General features: G+C 56.8%; 17 protein-coding genes and 1 other RNA gene. 13 read left to right on the forward strand and 5 right to left on the reverse strand.

Features of this window, described 5'->3' with window-relative positions:
* Positions 1-67: 67 nt before the first annotated feature.
* Positions 68-1,741, forward strand: a complete 1,674-nt coding sequence (gene recN, locus JJD74_RS03325) for a DNA repair protein RecN (RefSeq protein WP_042557579.1) — start codon at positions 68-70, stop codon at positions 1,739-1,741.
* Positions 1,742-1,816: 75 nt separating this feature from the next.
* Here the strand turns inward: recN and fur are convergent, their stop codons facing one another.
* Positions 1,817-2,221, reverse strand: coding sequence for a ferric iron uptake transcriptional regulator (gene fur / locus JJD74_RS03330; protein WP_016771770.1), 405 nt, complete (start codon positions 2,219-2,221; stop codon positions 1,817-1,819).
* 97 nt (positions 2,222-2,318) lie between these two features.
* Between fur and JJD74_RS03335 the strand changes: the two genes are divergently transcribed.
* Positions 2,319-2,846, forward strand: coding sequence for an outer membrane protein assembly factor BamE (locus JJD74_RS03335; protein WP_042557578.1), 528 nt, complete (start codon positions 2,319-2,321; stop codon positions 2,844-2,846).
* Between the two features lie 60 nt (positions 2,847-2,906).
* Here the strand turns inward: JJD74_RS03335 and JJD74_RS03340 are convergent, their stop codons facing one another.
* Genes JJD74_RS03340 through JJD74_RS03350 form a run of 3 tightly spaced genes read right to left on the reverse strand, consistent with a single transcriptional unit; the run spans position 2,907 to position 5,059 of the window.
* A complete protein-coding gene (locus JJD74_RS03340) occupies positions 2,907-3,221 on the reverse strand; it encodes an RnfH family protein (RefSeq protein ID WP_200611268.1) in 315 nt (104 codons plus the stop codon).
* On the reverse strand, positions 3,214-3,648 hold the full coding sequence (locus tag JJD74_RS03345) for a type II toxin-antitoxin system RatA family toxin (protein ID WP_016986510.1): 435 nt from the start codon (positions 3,646-3,648) through the stop codon (positions 3,214-3,216). Before JJD74_RS03345 ends, JJD74_RS03340 begins: the two co-directional genes overlap by 8 nt.
* Positions 3,649-3,655: 7 nt before the next feature.
* Positions 3,656-5,059, reverse strand: coding sequence for a sodium-dependent transporter (locus JJD74_RS03350; RefSeq protein ID WP_042557576.1), 1,404 nt, complete (start codon positions 5,057-5,059; stop codon positions 3,656-3,658).
* 119 nt (positions 5,060-5,178) lie between these two features.
* Between JJD74_RS03350 and smpB the strand changes: the two genes are divergently transcribed.
* Positions 5,179-5,661, forward strand: a complete 483-nt coding sequence (smpB, locus tag JJD74_RS03355) for an SsrA-binding protein SmpB (RefSeq protein WP_007900551.1) — start codon at positions 5,179-5,181, stop codon at positions 5,659-5,661.
* A gap of 82 nt (positions 5,662-5,743) precedes the next feature.
* On the opposite strand, the gene JJD74_RS03360 is transcribed toward smpB, so the two are convergent.
* Positions 5,744-6,511: an FCD domain-containing protein gene (locus JJD74_RS03360; protein WP_042557575.1), complete on the reverse strand. Its 768-nt coding sequence runs from the start codon at positions 6,509-6,511 to the stop codon at positions 5,744-5,746.
* Between the two features lie 261 nt (positions 6,512-6,772).
* Here JJD74_RS03360 and JJD74_RS03365 point away from each other — a divergent pair, with 261 nt between their 5' ends.
* The 10 genes from JJD74_RS03365 (at position 6,773) to JJD74_RS03410 (ending at position 19,638) form a co-directional block, all read left to right on the forward strand.
* Positions 6,773-8,467 carry a lactate permease LctP family transporter gene (locus JJD74_RS03365; RefSeq protein ID WP_047299695.1) on the forward strand — a complete coding sequence of 565 codons (1,695 nt, stop codon included), beginning with the start codon at positions 6,773-6,775 and terminating at the stop codon, positions 8,465-8,467.
* Between the two features lie 161 nt (positions 8,468-8,628).
* Positions 8,629-9,453, forward strand: coding sequence for a (Fe-S)-binding protein (locus tag JJD74_RS03370; RefSeq protein WP_200611270.1), 825 nt, complete (start codon positions 8,629-8,631; stop codon positions 9,451-9,453).
* On the forward strand, positions 9,450-10,904 hold the full coding sequence (locus JJD74_RS03375) for a LutB/LldF family L-lactate oxidation iron-sulfur protein (RefSeq protein ID WP_200611272.1): 1,455 nt from the start codon (positions 9,450-9,452) through the stop codon (positions 10,902-10,904). Before JJD74_RS03370 ends, JJD74_RS03375 begins: the two co-directional genes overlap by 4 nt.
* The gene (locus JJD74_RS03380; protein ID WP_200611274.1) at positions 10,904-11,575 is read left to right on the forward strand and encodes a LutC/YkgG family protein; all 672 of its coding nucleotides are present in this window, start codon (positions 10,904-10,906) and stop codon (positions 11,573-11,575) included. The genes JJD74_RS03375 and JJD74_RS03380 overlap by 1 nt, the downstream gene beginning before the upstream one ends.
* Positions 11,572-14,382, forward strand: coding sequence for an FAD-binding and (Fe-S)-binding domain-containing protein (locus JJD74_RS03385; protein WP_200611276.1), 2,811 nt, complete (start codon positions 11,572-11,574; stop codon positions 14,380-14,382). Before JJD74_RS03380 ends, JJD74_RS03385 begins: the two co-directional genes overlap by 4 nt.
* Positions 14,383-14,511: 129 nt before the next feature.
* Complete coding sequence (locus JJD74_RS03390) at positions 14,512-14,793, forward strand: hypothetical protein (protein WP_047299691.1); 282 nt, start codon at positions 14,512-14,514, stop codon at positions 14,791-14,793.
* 197 nt (positions 14,794-14,990) lie between these two features.
* Positions 14,991-15,266 carry a hypothetical protein gene (locus JJD74_RS03395; protein WP_042557568.1) on the forward strand — a complete coding sequence of 92 codons (276 nt, stop codon included), beginning with the start codon at positions 14,991-14,993 and terminating at the stop codon, positions 15,264-15,266.
* A gap of 96 nt (positions 15,267-15,362) precedes the next feature.
* Positions 15,363-15,755: a transfer-messenger RNA gene (gene ssrA, locus JJD74_RS03400) on the forward strand.
* Positions 15,756-15,939: 184 nt separating this feature from the next.
* On the forward strand, positions 15,940-17,193 hold the full coding sequence (locus tag JJD74_RS03405; protein WP_200611278.1) for an integrase domain-containing protein: 1,254 nt from the start codon (positions 15,940-15,942) through the stop codon (positions 17,191-17,193).
* 990 nt (positions 17,194-18,183) lie between these two features.
* Complete coding sequence (locus JJD74_RS03410) at positions 18,184-19,638, forward strand: DUF726 domain-containing protein (RefSeq protein ID WP_200611280.1); 1,455 nt, start codon at positions 18,184-18,186, stop codon at positions 19,636-19,638.
* Positions 19,639-19,675 lie beyond the last annotated feature (37 nt).

Here is a 19,675-nt window from a genome sequence, read left to right on the forward strand (position 1 = left end):
AGGGCATTGTCAGCCCCGAACAAAACACTGTATAAATAACCAGACCTAAAGCCTGGGAGCGGCCTTTATGCTGGTGCACCTGTCCGTACATAACTACGCCATCGTTGAACATCTCGATCTTGAACTTGATCGCGGGATGAGCGTGATCACAGGGGAAACAGGCGCCGGCAAGTCGATCATGCTTGACGCCCTGGGCCTGACCCTTGGCGATCGTGCCGACAGCGGCGTAGTCCGCCCGGGCGCCGACAAGGCCGATATCCTGGCAACCTTCGACCTGGCCGATATTCCCGAAGCCAGCGCTTGGCTGGCCGAGCGCGATCTGGACATCGACGGGCCGTGCATCCTGCGCCGGGTCATCACTTCGGAAGGACGCTCTCGTGGCTATATCAACGGTACGCCCTGCCCGCTTGGCGATTTAAAGTCACTAGGCGAATTGCTGATCGATATCCACAGCCAGCACGAACACCAGTCTCTTCTGAAAACCGATACTCATCGTCGCCTGCTGGACGAATACGCAGGGGCGACCGACCTCGCCCGCCAGGTACAACTGGCGGCGCAGCGCTGGCGTCAGACTCGCCAGGAGCTGGAGCGTCTCTCCAACTCCGGCGACGAACAGCGCGCTCGTCATCAGCTGCTCAGCTACCAACTCGAAGAACTCGAAAACCTCGGGCTCGGCGATAACGAACTCGAACAGCTGGAGCAGGAACACAAGAACCTGACCAATGCTGAAACCCTGCTCGGCATTTGCCGACAAGTGGTCGAACAATGCAGCGAAAGTGATTCCGGGAATGTGTTGAATGCGTTGACAGCCAGCCTTAATCGCCTGTCGAGCGTGAACAACTCCGTTGGCGCCCTCGGCGAGGCCAGCAGTTTGTTGACCAGCGCGCAGATTCAGGTCGAAGAGGCTGTCGGCGAACTTAATCGCTTCCTTGATAACTTCGATGCCGACCCGGCACGCCTGCAATATCTGGAAGAGCGCCTCGACGCCATTTACACGCTGGCGCGCAAGCATCGGATCCAGCCGACCGAAGTCAGTGAAATGCAGCAAAAACTGCTGGATGAAATCGAAACGCTCAATGCCAATGACGAATCCATTGAGCGATTGGGCGAAGAGCTGGCCTCCTATGCCCGCCACTACCAGGAAAAGGCACGGGAGCTGAGCGATTTGCGCCATCAGGCCGCTGACAACCTGGCCAGTGCGGTGGAACAGGAGATTCAACGGCTGGGCATGCCGGGCGGTCGATTCACCATCGAACTGCGCGCCAACAGCAGCGACGAACTCTTGCCTAACGGCCTCGAACAAGTCGAATTGCTGGTGAGCGCCAACCCCGGCCAACCGCTGAAGGCGCTGGCGAAAGTAGCATCTGGCGGTGAACTATCAAGAATCAGCCTGGCAATCCAGGTGATCACCGCACAGACCTCTCGCGTTCCAACCCTGGTGTTCGACGAAGTCGACGTGGGCATTGGCGGCCCGACGGCTGAAATTGTCGGCCAGTTACTGCGCCGACTCGGTGAGCGCGGTCAGGTATTGACCGTCACGCACTTGCCGCAAGTGGCAGCTCAGGGGCATCAGCATCTGTTCGTACACAAAGTACGCGGGGAAGAGGCAACACACACCGCCGTCTCCAAGCTGAGCAAGAACGACCGTATAGAAGAAGTCGCAAGGATGCTGGGCGGTATCGATCTGACCAAAGAGTCTTTGGCACACGCGAAGAAGATGGTCGTCACCGCGAAAGTTTAACAATGGCAGAAAGCACGAAGGCGACCCTTGGGTCGCCTTCGCTCGTTTCGCGAATCTGAAATTCGCGCGACATGCTTACTTTTTCTTGCGTACGTATAGCACCAGATTGTGATCAACCATCTCAAAGCCATGCTTTTCGACGATCGACTTCTGAAGCTTTTCGATTTCTTCGTCGAAGAACTCGATCACTTCACCGGACTCCACGTTGACCATATGGTCGTGGTGGCCACCGTCGGCCAATTCAAACACAGCGTGGCCGCCGTCGAAGTTGTGACGGACCACCAGGCCAGCGGCTTCGAACTGGGTCAGAACACGGTAAACCGTGGCCAGACCGACGTCCTCGCCCGCTTCCATCAACGCCTTGTAGACGTCCTCGGCACTCATGTGACGCTGCTCTGTAGAGTCGAGCATTTGCAGGATCTTGACCCGTGGCAGGGTCACTTTGAGGCCAGCTTTGCGTAGTTCGCTATTTTCAACCATGGTCAGCTTTCTCGCGATGCTGCTTCGCAGCTTCTCTTAATACGGGTATGATCGGCGTTTACGTTGTCCCAGCCAAGATAGTGGAAGTCGCCCACCGATGCAAAACACCAAGCTCTTGCTAACCAGTTTCACCTTTGTGGGACTGCTCGCACTCGCCGGTTGTTCATTCCCCGGGGTTTACAAAATCGACATCCAGCAGGGCAATGTCGTCACGCAGGACATGATAGACCAGTTACGCCCGGGAATGACCCGGCCGCAAGTACGGTTTATCATGGGTAACCCTCTGCTTGCCGACACGTTCCATGCCGATCGCTGGGATTATCTGTATAGCCTGCAACCTGGTGGCGGTGAACGTCAGCAGGAACGCATGAGTGTTATTTTCAACTCAAACGACCAGCTCGTCAGCCTGTCCGGTGACTTTATGCCGGGCGTGAGCCGTGACGAAGCCATTCTCGGCAAGGACAGTGGCACCAACGTGACCGCTCCTGCTGAAAACGCCGAGAAGCCAACACCGGAAAAACCGGTGAAACCAGGTTCCTTGCTGGATCAGATCCAGAAGGACGTCGATGGTGTAGAAACCGTTCCGGTTCCGACGCCAGAGCCGCTGGACACCTCGCCGCAATAATTTGCGACGCAATAAAAAACCCGGAAATTCCGGGTTTTTTATTGCCTGCCGTTTGGCTTCTTACTGATTTCGAGCTTTCGCCTCAGCTGCCTTGGCAGCACGCAAACGCCGCACCTCTTTCGGATCGGCGAGCAACGGCCGATAAATTTCGATGCGATCCCCCGCCTGAATCAGGCGAACCTCTGGATCAGCGATTACTTTGCCGAAGATCCCTACCGGGCATTCGGCCAGATCAAGCTCAGGGAATTCGTCGCCAATCCCGGACTTGAACAAGGCATCACGCACAGTCGCCCCTTCGGGGACACTGACCGCGCGCAAGACCTGACGATCAACGGCCGCATACACGACCTCTATCTCGATCACCGACTCAACCATGCATCTGTTTGGCACGCTGACAGAATGCATCCACCAGCGTGTTCGCAGCCTGATTGAACAGCGGCCCCAGCGTGGCTCGCACCAACGGCCCGGCATAGTCGAACGACAGATCCAGGCTGATCTTGCAGGCCTTCTCGTTCAGTACCTTGAATACCCAGACGCCGTGCAACTGATTGAACGGGCCTTCTTCAAGGTTCATCTCGATGGATTGCCCCGGTACCAGCGTATTGCGCGTCACGAAATGCTGACTGAGGCCACCCTTGGCCACGCCGACACTTGCACGCATATGCTCAGGCGAGCTCTCCAGCACCTCGGCAGACGAGCACCACGGCAGAAATTCCGGATAACGCGCCACGTCATTGACCAGGTCGTAGAGAAATTGCGCCGGGTAAGGCAGCAGCGCCGATCGTTGAATATGTGTCGTCATGTAAGCGTTACTTCCAGAGCTGAGCGGCAAACACTACAAGAATGCCGATGGGCGCCACATAGCGCATCAAGAACAGGGACAGGGCGAACAGCGCCGGATTGCGGATCGACAACTCGTCGCGCACTGCTTCACGGCCCATCACCCAGCCTGCAAACAACACGAAACACAAACCACCGAGTGGCAACATGATCCGCGAGGTGAAGAAATCGATCACGCCGAAGAAGTCCAGACCGCTTGCCGCACCCCATTGATAGAGGTGGAACATCCCGCCTTCGTTCACGAAAAACTTGGCTTCCTTCCAGATATTGAAGGAAAACACCGTGCCCAGACCGACGAACCAGCAGGTAAAAGCCAACCAGAATGTCACCCAGGCGCGGCTGATTTTCGTGCGTTCAACCAGGTACGCGACCATCGGCTCCAGCAGGGAAATCGCCGAACTCCAGGCGGCAACCGCCACCAGCACGAAGAACACTACCCCCATCAACTGGCCGAACGCTACGTTACCAAAGGCAAATGGCAGACTGACGAACATCAGGCCAGGGCCTTCGCTCGGGTTCAGGCCCGCGGCAAACACGATAGGGAACAAGGCCAGACCGGCCACCAGCGATACAAACGTATCGAGCAGCGCCACACCGACGACCGTGCCAGAGAGCGACGAATTCTTCGGCATGTAAGCGCCGTAGATCATGATCGATCCGACGCCCACGCTCAGCGAAAAGAATGCGTGGCCCATCGCCGGGAGTAATCCGTCGAGGACTTTTTCCGGGTGGAAGTCGAACATGAAATGCACGCCTTCCATGAAATGCCCAGTGGTCATGCTGTAGCCGAGCAGCACCAGAATCATCACAAACAGTAACGGCATCATGATTCGCAAGCTGCGTTCAAGCCCGGCGACCACGCCTTTGGCGATCACCAGCGCTGAAAGCAGCATAAAAATCGTGTGCCAAAGTGTCAGGCGCCATGGATCAGCGATCACATTACCGAAGTAGGCACCGACCTGAGCGGCCGTGGCACCTTGAAAGTCGCCACGCCCCATATCGATGATGTAATCCAGCGACCAGCCGCCGACCACACTGTAGAAAGACAGGATCAACAACGCCGTGATCATCCCGGCGAACGCGCCCCACGACCACTTGCCCGAATGCCCGGCTTCTACCGCCAGCACCTTCAAAGCGTTGGCCGGACTCTGCCGCGCACGCCGCCCGATCAGGGTTTCAGCCAACATGACCGGGATCCCGATCAACGCGATACATGCCAGAAACATCAGCACAAAGGCACCGCCGCCGTAGACCCCGACCATGTACGGGAACTTCCAGATACTACCCAGTCCCACGGCCGAACCGGTCGCGGCGAGTATGAATACCCAGCGGCTAGCCCAACTGCCGTGGACAGAAACCTTGTCTGTCGACATCGTTTATCACGCCCAAGCGTTAGAAAAAGAGGCCGCATTGTCCGGGATTCACTCAACCTGCTCAAGCACGCAGCATCACCGTAGCCGACAGCCGTTTATCTCCATATAATGCCGCCCCTATGGCTAAACAGAAGAAACACCCAACAGGGACCATCGCGCAGAACAAAAAGGCGCGACACGATTACTTCATCGAGCATAAGTTCGAGGCTGGTCTGGTCCTGGCCGGCTGGGAAGTAAAAAGTCTGCGGGCAAGCAAGCTGCAACTGGTCGACAGTTACGTGCTGCTCAAGGATGGCGAAGCATGGCTGCTCGGCAGTCATATCACGCCTCTGATGACCGCCAGCACCCACGTCATCGCTGACCCGACGCGCACGCGCAAGTTGCTGCTCAACCGCCGAGAGCTGGAAAAGCTCGCCGCGGCAGTGCAGCAAAAGGGTTACGCCTGCGTATGCCTGTCCTGGTATTGGAGCAAGCACATGGTCAAGTGCGAGATTGCTCTGGGCAAGGGCAAGAAGGAATACGACAAGCGTGACACCGAGCGCGAACGCGACGCCGGTCGTGAGTTGCAGCGTGCTGTACGTAACAAGGGCAAGGAAGACTAGTCTTCCCCCCAAAAAGCAAAGATCGTCCGATCGCGGCCGCCGCAGGCTCGGGCCGTGGTCGGACGATTTTTTGCTTTAAAAATCACATCCCCTTGCGCCGCTCCGCCCGAGCCATGCGCTGAACTTCCTGCCGCACCTCTTCCAGCACTTCCTGCACATACAAAATGTGTCGACTGGAAACTTCCCGCGCCTGCTCCGCACGCCCCTCAATAATCGCCAGATACAATTCCCGATGCTGGGTGATCAGCATGTCGCGGGTTTCCGTGCGTTGTTTGTACATGCCGCCGATGTTGGTCACGACGTTACGCTTGAGCAAATCAAACAACCCGCGAATCGTGTGCAACAACACCGCGTTATGACTGGCCTCGGCAATCGCCAGATGAAACTTCGCATCCGCCGCGCCCTCTTCCACCCGACTCACTTCGTCATGACGCGAATAGCAGTCCTGTAACTCTTCGAACGCCGCAGTCAGTCGCTCGCGATCCACATCGGTTGCGCGCAATGCAGCGTAATAGGCGCACGATGCCTCCAGGGTATGCCGGAACTCCAGCAAATCGCGCTGCGCCTCAGGGTTGCTTTCGAGCAGTTGCAGCAGCGGATCGCTGAAGGTCGAACCGAGCGATTCGACCACGTAGTTGCCACCGCCCTGCTTGCTGACCAGCAACCCCTTGGCCGCCAGTTTCTGAATCGCTTCGCGCAACGATGGGCGTGAAACCCCGAACTGCTCAGCCAGCGCGCGCTCAGCCGGCAGCCGCTCACCGGACTTCAGCGTACCTTCAAGGATCATCCCCTCGAGCCGCTCGACAATATCGTCAGACAAACGGCGCTGACGTATCTGATCAAACCCCATAACTCACTTCTCCACGAGCCCGACCGCTCGCCGGGCTCTCTATTCTGGCCTATTGGCGCCATCACGACACCTACCAGACGACACCGCCCGAACCGAATCAGATGACGTCTGCACCGCTCATTCGACAAAAGTTTCAGGGCGACAAATTGACACACCCACATCAAGGCTTTTACCCTAGCCAACAGCGATTGTAAATTGGTATTACCAATTAACCAAGAACGCTGACAGTGCCTGACCAACAACAATTAGGGGCCACCCCATATGCAAACCTGGCAACAGATCTACAGCCCGCTCGGCAGTCTTGGCGTTTCCGCTCTCGCGGCCGTCATTCCCATCGTTTTCTTCTTCCTCGCGTTGGCGGTGTTCCGCCTCAAAGGTCATGTGGCCGGCAGCATCACGCTTGCCTTGTCCATCGCTGTGGCTATTTTCGCCTTCCAGATGCCGGTCGACATGGCGTTTGCCGCTGCCGGGTATGGCTTCGCCTATGGTTTGTGGCCGATAGCCTGGATCATTGTCGCGGCGGTGTTCCTGTACAAGCTGACAGTCAAAAGTGGTCAGTTCGAAGTTATTCGCAGCTCCGTACTGTCGATTACTGATGACCAGCGCCTGCAAGTGCTGCTGATCGGTTTCTGCTTCGGTGCATTCCTGGAAGGTGCCGCCGGCTTCGGTGCGCCGGTCGCGATTACCGCTGCACTCCTTGTAGGCCTGGGCTTCAACCCGCTGTACGCCGCAGGCCTGTGCCTGATCGCCAACACCGCGCCGGTTGCGTTTGGCGCTCTGGGGATTCCGATCATCGTGGCCGGCCAAGTCACCGGTATCGACGCTTTCAAAATCGGCGCCATGACTGGTCGCCAGCTACCGCTGCTGTCGCTATTCGTGCCGTTCTGGCTAGTGTTCATGATGGACGGCATGCGCGGCGTACGTGAAACGTGGCCGGCCGCGCTGGTGGCGGGCCTGAGCTTTGCCATCACTCAGTACTTCACTTCGAACTTCATCGGCCCGGAACTGCCGGACATCACCTCGGCCCTGGCCAGCCTGATCTCCCTGACCCTGTTCCTGAAAATCTGGCAGCCAAAACGTACCGCCGGCGCGCAAATCGCCGGCGCGACTTCCAGCGCCGCCATCACCGGCAGCGTCGGCGGTTTCGGCCAGAAGCGCGCCACCGCGGTTTCGCCTTACAGCCTCTGGGAAATTTTCATCGCCTGGTCGCCGTTCCTGATCCTCACCGTGCTGGTGACGATCTGGACGCTCAAGCCTTTCAAAGCAATGTTCGCTGCCGGCGGCTCGATGTACGCGTGGGTGTTCAACTTCGCGATTCCGCACCTTGATCAATTGGTGATCAAGACTGCACCCATCGTGGCCGCACCAACCGCCATTCCAGCCGTGTTCAAACTTGATCCGATTTCCGCGACCGGCACGGCGATTTTCTTCTCCGCACTGATCTCGATGCTGGTGCTGAAGATCAATTTCAAAACTGGTCTGACCACTTTGAAAGAGACCTTCTACGAACTGCGCTGGCCTATTCTGTCGATTGGCATGGTGTTGGCGTTCGCGTTCGTCACTAACTATTCCGGCATGTCCTCGACCATGGCTCTGGTGCTGGCGGGTACTGGCGCAGCGTTCCCGTTCTTCTCACCGTTCCTGGGCTGGCTGGGCGTATTCCTCACCGGTTCCGACACCTCGTCCAACGCCCTCTTCAGTTCGCTGCAAGCCACCACCGCGCACCAGATCGGCGTCAACGACACCCTGCTGGTCGCGGCAAACACCAGCGGCGGCGTCACCGGCAAGATGATCTCGCCACAATCGATCGCCGTGGCCTGCGCCGCGACCGGTCTGGTCGGCAAGGAATCGGATCTGTTCCGCTTCACCCTCAAGCACAGCCTATTCTTTGCAACGATCGTCGGTCTGATCACGCTGGCTCAGGCCTACTGGCTCACCGGCATGCTGGTGCACTAAACCTATAAGAAGACTGCAATCGACATTGAAATAACCGACGCCGGTTCGTGATTCCGGCGTCAGCAATTCACAACCCGGTCTGTAAGGCTGCTGAAAGCAACACTCTTTATATTCAGCAGCCTCAGCGGACGGATAACCGGGACAACCCGGAGACACGCCTGATGAGCGAGCTTTTTTACAACGCCGTGCCGAACGCGACCCGCGTGGCACCGCCACTGCCCGAACCTCGGCAATACCCCAGCGAGAAACCGTCGCGGGTCTATCTGTTCGGGACGTGCGTGGTCGATCTGTTCTACCCCGAAGCCGGGATGGACGCGATCCACTTGCTGGAGCGCGAAGGGATTCGGGTCGAGTACCCGCAAGGGCAAAGTTGCTGCGGACAACCGGCCTACACCTCCGGTTACACCGAGCAAGCGCGGACGGTGGCGCGCTCGCAACTGGCACTGTTCGCCGGGGATTATCCGGTGGTGGTGCCATCGGGCTCCTGCGCTGGCATGTTGCGCGAGCACTACGCCGACTTGTTCAAGGAAGAGCCAGAAACCTTGAAACAGGTTCAGGCCCTCGCGGCACGAACCTACGAATTGGCAGAGTTTCTGCTGTTCGTCTGCAAAGTGCAGCTCAAGGACGGTGGCGAGCCGGTAAAAGTCGCGCTGCACACGTCGTGTTCTGCGCGTCGCGAGATGAACACCCACCTGCACGGTCGCGAGTTGTTGGCGCAGTTGAGCAATGTGGAACGGGTCAACCACGACCACGAAAGCGAATGCTGTGGCTTCGGCGGGACATTCAGCGTCCGAATGCCAGACATTTCCGGCGCGATGGTGGCTGACAAGACCCGGGCGTTGAAGGAATCCGGCGCACACAGGATTTTGAGTGCCGACTGCGGCTGCCTGATGAACATCAATGGCTCGCTGGAGAAACAACAGGAAGCGTTGCGCGGCCAACATCTGGCCAGTTTCCTGTGGCAACGAACCGGAGGTGCGCAATGAGCACTTCCGCGATTATTCCTACGGTCGCCGTAGAAGAAGATTTCCGCACCCGGGCGCACAACGCTCTGGGTGACCCGCAGTTACGGAACAATTTCCGCACTGCCATGGATTCACTGATGACCAAGCGGGCAGCGGCTTTTGGCGATGCCCACGAAAGAGAACATTTGCGCGCACTGGGCAACTCGATCAGAGCCCGCGCGCTCTCCAAGTTGCCCGACCTGCTCGAGCAACTGGAACAGAACCTGACCCGCAACGGTGTGACAGTGCACTGGGCGGAAACGGTGGACGAGGCCAATGGCATCGTCTTATCGATCATCCGTGCTCACGAGGCGCGGCAAGTGATCAAGGGCAAATCGATGGTCAGCGAAGAGATGGAGATGAACCATTTCCTCGAGGCTCAAGACATTGAATGTCTGGAGTCCGACATGGGGGAATACATCGTCCAGCTCGACCACGAGAAGCCTTCACACATTATTATGCCGGCGATCCACAAGAATGCCGGTCAGGTCGCGTCCTTGTTCCACGACAAACTTGGCGTGGAATACACCAAGGACGTTGACCAACTCATTCAGATCGGTCGCAGAGTCCTGCGGCAGAAATTCTTCGAAGCGGACATCGGCGTTTCCGGCGTCAACTTCGCCGTGGCCGAAACAGGCACCCTGCTGCTGGTGGAAAACGAAGGCAACGGCCGGATGACTACCACCGTGCCGCCGGTGCACATCGCCGTCACCGGCATCGAAAAAGTCGTCGAAAATCTGCGCGACGTGGTGCCGCTGCTATCGCTGCTGACCCGCTCGGCGCTGGGCATTCCGATCACCACTTACGTCAACATGATCTCCGGCCCGCGCAAGGAGCATGAACTCGACGGTCCGCAAGAAGTGCATCTGGTGCTTCTCGACAACGGTCGCAGCCAGGCCTTTGCCGACAGCGAATTGCGTCAGACCCTGAACTGCATTCGCTGTGGCGCCTGTATGAATCATTGCCCGGTCTACACGCGAATCGGCGGCCACGCCTATGGGGAGGTTTACCCCGGCCCTATAGGAAAAATCATCACCCCACACTTGGTCGGCCTGGCCAAAGTGCCGGATCATCCGAGTGCGTCTTCGCTGTGCGGTGCCTGCGGTGAAGTGTGTCCGGTAAAAATTCCTATCCCCGCGCTGCTACGTCGCCTACGCGAAGAAAACGTCAAAGCCCCGGACAGCCCTCATCAAGTGATGCGCGGTCAGGGCAGCAAGTATTCGCGCAAGGAACGCTTTATCTGGAACGCCTGGGCCAGGCTCAATAGCTCGCCAACTCTGTATCGGCTGTTCGGCTTTTTCGCCACGCGCTTGCGCGCCCTCACGCCCAACAAAGTTGGCCCATGGACGCAGAATCACAGCGCCCCCAAACCCGCCGCCCGCTCACTGCACGACATGGCCCGCGAGCACTTGGCCAAACAGGGAGACCGCTGATGAGCGCCAAGCAAAATATCCTCGGCAAACTGCGCAAAAGTCTGATCGGCGCCACGCCGATTTCCGACGATTTCGATGTAGAACTGGTAACTCAGCCGTACACCTACAGCGCCGAACAGCGCATTCCGCAATTGCGCAAATTGATGGAAGCGGTCCATACCGAGATCCATCTGACGTGCGATGAGGAATGGCCTGCACTGCTCGCACAATTGCTGCACGACCGTCAGTTGCCAAGTCTGTTGATCGCGCCGACGACACCTCACGGTGCAAAAATCACCCAACACTGGGCGAACAATCCTGATCTGCCGGCGTTGAAATCCTACGACCGGCCGATGGAAGAATGGAAAGCCGAGCTGTTCAACGACACCCCGGCCAGCCTCACCGGCACCCTGGGTGCCATTGCCGCCACGGGCAGCCTGATTCTCTGGCCAACCCGCGAAGAACCGCGCCTGATGAGCCTGGTGCCGCCCCTACATTTTGCCCTGCTCAAGGCCAGCGAAATCCGCGACAACTTCTACCAGGTGCAACATGAACTTCAATGGGCCCAAGGCATGCCGACCAACGCGTTGCTGGTGTCCGGCCCGTCGAAAACCGCTGACATCGAGCAAGTGCTGGCCTATGGCGCCCACGGCCCGAAAGACCTCGTCGTGCTGATCCTGGAGGACCAATGACGCTTCCGGCGAATTTCCTGCGTGATGTGCAACAACTGATTCCGGCGGATCGCCGCTTCGACGATCCGCTGTCGACATTGGCCTTCGGCACCGACGCCAGTTTTTATCGACTGATTCCGCAACTGGTGATACGCGTTGAATCCGAAGATGAAGTGGTGAAGCTGTTGCAATTGGCACAGCGCGATCATGTGCCGGTGACCTTTCGCGCGGCCGGCACCAGTCTCTCCGGTCAGGCGATCAGCGATTCGGTGCTGATCGTGCTTGGGGATAACTGGAACGCTCGCGAAATACGTGGCCAAGGCACACAAATCCGTCTGCAGCCGGGGGTGATCGGCGCGCAGGCCAATGCGTGGCTGGCGCCATTCGGACGCAAGATCGGCCCGGACCCGGCCTCGATCAACGCCTGCAAAATCGGCGGCATCGTCGCCAACAACGCCAGCGGCATGTGCTGCGGCACCGCACAAAACACTTATCACACGCTGGCCGGCATTCGCTTGGTACTGGCCGACGGCACGCGACTTGATACTGAAGACGCCGCCAGCGTCGCGGCGTTTCGTGCAAGCCATGGTGATCTGCTTGATCGCTTGGCGACGTTGAGCCGCGAGACCCGCGCCAATGCCGAACTGGCTGCCAGAATCCGCCACAAATATCGTCTGAAAAATACCACCGGCCTGTCGCTCAACGCCCTGGTGGATTTCGACGAGCCTGTGGATATCTTGAGCCACTTGCTGGTCGGCTCCGAAGGCACACTCGGTTTTATCAGCGCGGTGACTTACGACACCGTCATCGATCATCCGCACAAGGCTTCTGCGCTGATCGTATTCCCGGATGTGGAAACCTGCTGCAACGCGGTCACCGTGCTGAAAAGCCAGCCAGTGTCAGCGGTAGAACTGCTGGATCGACGCAGCCTGCGCTCGGTGCAGGACAAACCGGGCATGCCCGCTTTCGTACAGCTGCTGTCGAACAATGCCTGCGCTCTGCTGATCGAATCCCGCGCCGCCTCTTCCACGTTGCTGCAGGAACAACTGGCGCAGATCATGGCGTCGATCAGCAGTTTCCCGGTAGAAAAGCAGGTCGACTTCAGCGAAGACCCCGTTGAAAACGCACGCCTCTGGGCGATCCGCAAGGACACCTTCCCCGCCGTCGGCGCCGTGCGTAAAACCGGCACCACGGTGATCATCGAGGACGTGACCTTCCCGGTTGAACAACTGGCGATCGGCGTAAACCGCTTGATCGAACTGTTCGAAAAACATTCCTACGACGAGGCGATCCTTTTCGGACATGCGCTGGAAGGCAATCTTCACTTCGTCTTCACCCAAGGCTTCAACAACCCGGAAGAAGTCGCACGCTATCAAGCGTTCATGGACGACGTCGCGCAACTGGTGGCGGTGGAGTTCGGCGGCTCGCTCAAGGCCGAACACGGCACCGGGCGCAACATGGCGCCGTTTGTTGAGCTGGAATGGGGCAGCGACGCCTACCAACTGATGTGGCAGCTCAAACGCCTGCTCGACCCTAACGGTATTCTCAACCCGGACGTGGTGCTCAGCGAAGATCCGCAGATCCACCTCAAGCATCTGAAACCGCTGCCGGCGGCTGACGAGATTATCGATAAGTGCATCGAGTGCGGCTTCTGCGAACCGGTCTGCCCGTCGAAAGGCCTGACCCTGAGCCCGCGCCAGCGCATTGTGATCTGGCGCGACATTCAGGCGAAAAAACGCGCAGGGATCGACACCACTGAACTGGAAAAAGCCTACGAGTACCAAGGCATCGAAACGTGCGCCGCAACGGGTCTCTGCGCACAACGCTGTCCTGTAGGCATCAATACCGGCGAGCTGGTGAAAAAGCTTCGCGGCCGACACGCAACGCACAAGAAAACCGCTGACTGGATCGAAGGAAATTTCGCCAAGACGCTGCAAGGCGCGCGCTTCACGCTGCATGTGGCGAACGGCGCGCGGATGCTGCTGGGGGCGCCGCGTCTGGCGAAGTTATCGGCAACGCTGACCCGCTTGTCCAAGGGCCAGGTGCCGTTGTGGACGAACGCGATGCCACAACCGGAAAGAGCCATTCGCTTCAGTCCGAATGTGTCGGACGAACGCCCTCGAGTGGTTTATCTGGCTGCGTGCGTCTCGCGGGTCATGGGGCCGGCGGCGGGTGACAAAGAGCAGATGTCGCTGTACGACAAAACCCGTGGACTGCTGGAAAAGGCCGGTTACCAGGTAGTCTTCCCCGACAATCAGGACAATCTTTGCTGCGGCCAACCATTCGCCTCCAAAGGCTATGCCGAACAAGCCGAGCATAAGCGTCAGGAGCTGATCAGCGCGCTGCTCCACGCCAGTCGCGGCGGGCTCGATCCGATTTATTGCGACACCAGTCCGTGCACGCTGCGGTTGGTGCAGGACGTGGGAGATGTTCGCCTGGATCTGTACGACCCGGTGCGTTTCATTCGTACGCATCTGCTCGATCGGCTGGATTTCACGCCACAGGAAGCACCGATCGCCGTCCACGTGACGTGCAGCACTCAGCATTTGGGCGAGAGCCAGGCGTTGATTGATCTGGCGCGCAAGTGCAGTAAGAACGTGGTGATTCCGGAAGGCATTCATTGCTGCGGTTTCGCGGGGGACAAAGGCTTTACCACGCCGGAACTGAACAGCCACTCGCTGCGCACGCTCAAGGACGCGGTGCAGCATTGCAGTGAGGGGATTTCCACGAGCCGGACGTGCGAAATCGGACTGACGCAACATGGCGGGATCGACTATCACGGCCTGGTTTATCTGGTGGATCGGGTCACCCGAGCGAAGGCCTGCTGAAGAAAATCAGAACCCTTGAGCGGGACGGTAGTCCACAGAACAGGCCTCGAACAGTCGGGGCCTGTCCTTCTTTCGTTGACCCTACTCACGGTCAGCGAAGTCCGGATTCCTCAGTGCAAGGAGATTCCCATGAAGCGTTCTGTACTGTTCGGTCTGTTCGTTACAGCCTCGATGATGGCGTCCACTTCGTTCGCTGATAGCAAACCGTCCAGCTTGTGCGATGCGAATTTGCAGACAATCGACAACTCCAAGGCCCAATACCAGACGTCACCGGATCTGAATGCGCGCGTCTCGGCGAGTGTCAGCAAAGCACAGGCTCTCAAGGCCCAAGGCAAAACAGACGAGTGCCTTGTTGAAACCCAGCAGACCCTTCTGGAAATCCAGAAGTCTACGGGTGACACCAAGAAATGATCACGGACCGACTGGGTCGGCCTCATCGACATGTTTTGGTGAACCAACCTTTTCATACCATGTGTAAAAAAAAACCGAATTCCTGAGCGCAGCTATAGTCGATTGATCAAGCCCCAAGCAAACGAGGCTTGTAGCGACCTCGGAATAGCCGCCAGACCGCCCGGCAGCACCGAGACCAACCGTTCTAGGAGATACCTATGAAGCATTCTGCAATTGCTGGATTGTTCATCGCTGGTGCCCTGCTAACGTCGCCGGTATTTGCGGCAGACAAAGACCTTTGCGCCGGGAATCTTCAAATTATCAAGGACTTCGAGACCAGCCAGCCGGCTCTTTCGGAAAATACCGACGACAACATCAAAGCCGCCCGGGAAAAAGCTGAAATGGCTCAAAAAGCCGGGAATGACAAGGAATGCGTTGCGATCACTTCCAACGTAGTCACCAAAATACAAACTCGTAATCCTGAAAATAAATGACGTACCAGAAGGCCAACCTTCGGGTTGGCCTTGTCCGCCGATTGGCGTACACTGCGCAGGCTTGTTGCTCACCAAGATGTACAGAGCAATGAGTTCGGGGCCGTTTAGGATTCGACGCCGGTTGCGAAACTTTAGGTGCATGCCGAGTTGGTAACAGAACTCGTAAATCCACTGTTGCAACTTCTTATAGTTGCCAATGACGAAACCTACGGGGAATACGCTCTCGCTGCGTAAGCAGCCTTAGCCTTCCCTTCTGGTACCTTCGGGTCCAGCAATCATCAGGGGATGTCTGTAAACCCAAAATGATTGTCATATAGAACAGAATCGCCGTGCAGTACGTTGTGGACGAAGCGGCTAAAACTTACACAACTCGCCCAAAGCACCCTGCCCTTCGGGTCGCTGAGGGTTAACTTAATAGAAACGGCTACGCATGTAGTACCGACAGCGGAGTACTGGCGGACGGGGGTTCAAATCCCCCCGGCTCCACCAAATACACATCTAAAGACGTCCACGGACGTCTTTTTTTGTGCCTGAAATCCAGTGAATACAGGGGCTTAGAGTCCACGTGCGTCCACCAGCATCCGTGACCATCTACGATTTCGTGTATTCCAAGTGGTATTCCAAGCCCTCACCTGCTATTTTTTGGAATACATAAACAGCACTGGAATACACCATGGGGGCCCAAGCCACGCGCCTTTCAGACGTAAAAGTCAAAGCCGCGAAGCCAAAGGAAAAGGACTACATACTCACCGATGGCAACGGCCTTCAGATGCGAGTGAGAATCAATGGCTCAAAGCTATGGAATTTCAACTACATCCAACCCGTGACGAAAAAGCGGATAAATATGGGTTTGGGCACCTTTCCTGAGGTAAGCCTGGCTCAAGCACGCAAGAGAACCGTGGAAGCGAGAGAGCTCGTCGCCCAGGGGCTGGACCCTAAAGAGAAACGCGACGCAGAGAGGCACGCGAAAAAAGCAGCCACGGAACACACTTTCGCAAATATCTCGACAGCGTGGTTCGAGCTCAAAAAGGATTCAGTCACCCCAGCGTACGCCGAGGATATTTGGCGCTCTCTCACGCTGCATGTTTTCCCTGATCTGGCCACCACCCCAATATCTGCTATCACTGCCCCTAAAGTCATAAATTTGCTTCGCCCCCTCGAGTCGAAGGGCAGCCTCGAAACAGTTAAACGTCTAACCCAACGCCTCAATGAGATCATGACCTATGGTGTCAATTCGGGATTGATTCACGCGAATCCGCTCAGTGGAATCCGCTCCGTCTTCAAGAAGCCCAAAAAGAAAAACATGGCGGCCCTTGCGCCCGATGAGCTGAAGGAGCTTATGGTGGCGATTGCCAACGCCAGCATAAAGAGAACTACACGCTGCCTAATCGAGTGGCAACTTCACACCATGACTCGACCAGCCGAGGCTGCTACCTCACGTTGGGCTGACATCGATTTCGAAAAGAAGATATGGACGATACCGGCGGAGCGCATGAAAAAACGTCGGATACACATCATTCCGCTCACGGAACAAGCTTTGACGCTCTTGGAAGCGATCAAGCCCTACAGTGGACATCGGGAGTACGTTTTTCCCGCAGATCGGGACCCTCGCACTCACTGCAACAGCCAGACCGCCAACATGGCACTGAAGCGTATGGGGTTCGAAGGGCGCCTGGTAAGTCACGGTATGCGTTCAATGGCAAGTACCATCCTCAATGAACATGGTTGGGATCCTGAATTAATCGAGGTTGCGTTAGCCCACGTCGATAAAGATGAGGTACGCAGCGCCTACAACCGGGCCGACTACATTGAGCGCAGACGCCCGATGATGGCCTGGTGGAGTGAGCACATTGAGCAAGCAGCTACAGGCAGCCTGTCCGTCTCAGCATTTCATGCAACCCGAGGCTTGAACGTCGTATCGATGTAATCGACCGATTAGTATCTAGCCACTAGAATTTTTTATTTATTAGAGGCTATCGCGGGGCTCTAACGACCGTTACTTAATACTTGGATTGCGCCGCCGAGTCATGCGGCGCAATCCAAGCGCCGCTGCGTGCGCTTGTCCGACCAGCTCGTTCATTGCAAGGGCTAAACTGGTACCCGCTCGATAAACACTTCATTCCAACGTAGTTTATAGAGCGCATAGAGTGCAACTGCGTAGACAACACAATGAACGGGCGCCATAACTATCGCGGAGGGCAACAGCAAGATAAACATTATAACTAGCAGCCAGATATATAGTTCCATGAGTGGATTAAGGCCGCCCTTCTTCTTTATCCTGTATATGGCCAGTCCAATTCCAGACAAATACACACCCAATAAAAACATGATTAATCGCCCTACAGATCTTACACCGACTAGGCCTGTGCCGTGATCGTTACTTAGCGCAGACGGTCCAAAAATTAGAATACCTACAATCATTATGGAGAAGGAGCCTATCCCCCCGAAAAGGAAATAGGTTTTGAAAAAGCCAAACTCCCCCTTACAGAGTTTACTGTTGAAGAAGCCTTTGGATAGCAAGGCGACCAATAGAACCAATACGTAACCCATGAGCATAGCCCTTAGCGAATGATGGCCATATCATATCAACAAAAAAGGACGCCCTTGCCAGGCGAAGACTGCAGAAATTCGCGAACGTACTGCAGCGTAGCAAAGGCGGATTGTAGATTTGACCCGCTTCCAGCACGCCCTGCCGGGTGAGGCGTTTGATTTCAGCGAAGCGAAACTGCCGGAAGCTGCGGCGGTTCCCGTCGAGGAATTCACAGAAAGCCTCCTCTTTCGAGGCCGCAGCGCGATATATCTGGCCCTTGATGTCGATGCATCATCATGCTGGCGAATCGCCTTAAAGTTTAGGACCCAATGGCCGATATACGGATGTTCATGATCCCGGATTGCGTTACTGAATGGAGTCTCATCGTTGGAAACAAAGCACTTCAGTTTCACGACCCAGTCCTTTTGTGCCAGCACTACAGCCAATGTTTTCATCCATGGTTACTCCGCCGGCCATAATCTTGGTGATCGCACCCTCTTGGGCAACCAGATACCGCAGGGCCTGAGTGGTGACATCAACCTTCTGGCATTCTGGCAGTCCAGTCACTACTCCTTGGTCGGCACTATTTCACGCAATGTCATTCTTGGTGCTTCGCGATTGCATCCCGCCGCCGGCGTTGCTGCATTTGCCGCTGACCGAGCGGTGCATTTCGCCCTGATTCGCAAACGCGCAAATCGTATCGGCGAGGCTCTGCTTGAGGAGCTAGAAGCTCACCTACTGGAGCACTACCCCTATGTCACCCACGTCAACCTGGCCGGCCATTCCTTGGGCGGACGGGTCGTGGTCAGTGCACTTCGCAAGCTGGCCAGTCATCCCGAGTCCTGTGAACTGATCATCGGCGACGTGCTGTTGATGGCCGCAGCGGTGGAAGTGTCGGCAGGAGAAGCTCAGGCCTTGAAAGGCTGCACCGCAGGGCGTTTGATCAATGCCTATTCAAAATCAGATGCCGTGTTGTTGATGAACGTCGATGAGACCTGTCTGGGGCGGCATGAAGTGCCGCACTTTGAAAACGTTGCAATGGCCGAGTTTGGTCATAGGGATTATTGGCCAAAGCTGCATGATGTATTGCTGCGTACGCGGTTTGCAGGCTTTGAAGGCCAGCAACTGGGGGCGGTGACACAGCAAGACCCGGTTCGCAATGACACCCTGCTTTATGGCCTGCTCCAGAGCGCACCGAACGAGGTGCTGGAGCAAGGGATTAAGCATCTCAAGACCAGCAGCTGGATTTCCTTCGACGACAAACAGCCACTGTATTCCTTCACCCAGGAACTCCAGCTCTTGGGAGGCCACTGCCTGGCCAACTTCACGCGCGGCCGAGGCATTGCATACGCCGAAGTATTGGACATGTTGGTAAGCCATTTCGATCTGGGCAACGATCGACAAACCTGTGCCGCAGTCGTGGAACTCGAAGCACTGCTGATTCGCCAAGTGTTCGATAACGCGTTTCCGGATGGCCATGCATTCAGCCGCTCGCCCATTGCCGCAGTAAAGGCCATGTCGGCTGATACTTATTTCAGGCACGTGGACGCACTGGCAGAACGATTGACCTTGGCTTCCTACCTCAAGACCCCGGCATCGCCACTCGAGGTCGAGACTTCGCAAGGGTTGGTTGTTACCCCTGGTGAGTTCAAGTTTCCCGAGATCACTTCATGGAACGTGGTTTCAGCATTGCCGGATTTGCTGAGCAAGAGCGCAGTGGGGCGTTGGGTGACCAATTTGAAGACAGCCTTGAAGCCTGGCTATTCGGCGCTGGTACCGGCGGTGGCGGTGGTGTTTTTCGCGCGCGTTCATTGGGGAAATGAGCGCGGATTCAAGCTTTGATTACTGGTGCTACTCAGCCGTAGCTGAATAGGGGCAC

Source organism: Pseudomonas sp. MF6776, assembly GCF_016613125.1.
Taxonomy (GTDB): domain Bacteria; phylum Pseudomonadota; class Gammaproteobacteria; order Pseudomonadales; family Pseudomonadaceae; genus Aquipseudomonas; species Aquipseudomonas iridis.

Bases quoted from the DNA above. Each gene is read 5' to 3' on its own strand.
- recN (WP_042557579.1), top strand. From the start codon at position 68: ATGCTGGTGCACCTGTCCGTACATAACTACGCCATCGTTGAACATCTC.
- fur (WP_016771770.1), bottom strand. From the start codon at position 2,221: ATGGTTGAAAATAGCGAACTACGCAAAGCTGGCCTCAAAGTGACCCTG.
- JJD74_RS03335 (WP_042557578.1), top strand. From the start codon at position 2,319: ATGCAAAACACCAAGCTCTTGCTAACCAGTTTCACCTTTGTGGGACTG.
- JJD74_RS03340 (WP_200611268.1), bottom strand. From the start codon at position 3,221: ATGGTTGAGTCGGTGATCGAGATAGAGGTCGTGTATGCGGCCGTTGAT.
- JJD74_RS03345 (WP_016986510.1), bottom strand. From the start codon at position 3,648: ATGACGACACATATTCAACGATCGGCGCTGCTGCCTTACCCGGCGCAA.
- JJD74_RS03350 (WP_042557576.1), bottom strand. From the start codon at position 5,059: ATGTCGACAGACAAGGTTTCTGTCCACGGCAGTTGGGCTAGCCGCTGG.
- smpB (WP_007900551.1), top strand. From the start codon at position 5,179: ATGGCTAAACAGAAGAAACACCCAACAGGGACCATCGCGCAGAACAAA.
- JJD74_RS03360 (WP_042557575.1), bottom strand. From the start codon at position 6,511: ATGGGGTTTGATCAGATACGTCAGCGCCGTTTGTCTGACGATATTGTC.
- JJD74_RS03365 (WP_047299695.1), top strand. From the start codon at position 6,773: ATGCAAACCTGGCAACAGATCTACAGCCCGCTCGGCAGTCTTGGCGTT.
- JJD74_RS03370 (WP_200611270.1), top strand. From the start codon at position 8,629: ATGAGCGAGCTTTTTTACAACGCCGTGCCGAACGCGACCCGCGTGGCA.
- JJD74_RS03375 (WP_200611272.1), top strand. From the start codon at position 9,450: ATGAGCACTTCCGCGATTATTCCTACGGTCGCCGTAGAAGAAGATTTC.
- JJD74_RS03380 (WP_200611274.1), top strand. From the start codon at position 10,904: ATGAGCGCCAAGCAAAATATCCTCGGCAAACTGCGCAAAAGTCTGATC.
- JJD74_RS03385 (WP_200611276.1), top strand. From the start codon at position 11,572: ATGACGCTTCCGGCGAATTTCCTGCGTGATGTGCAACAACTGATTCCG.
- JJD74_RS03390 (WP_047299691.1), top strand. From the start codon at position 14,512: ATGAAGCGTTCTGTACTGTTCGGTCTGTTCGTTACAGCCTCGATGATG.
- JJD74_RS03395 (WP_042557568.1), top strand. From the start codon at position 14,991: ATGAAGCATTCTGCAATTGCTGGATTGTTCATCGCTGGTGCCCTGCTA.
- JJD74_RS03405 (WP_200611278.1), top strand. From the start codon at position 15,940: ATGGGGGCCCAAGCCACGCGCCTTTCAGACGTAAAAGTCAAAGCCGCG.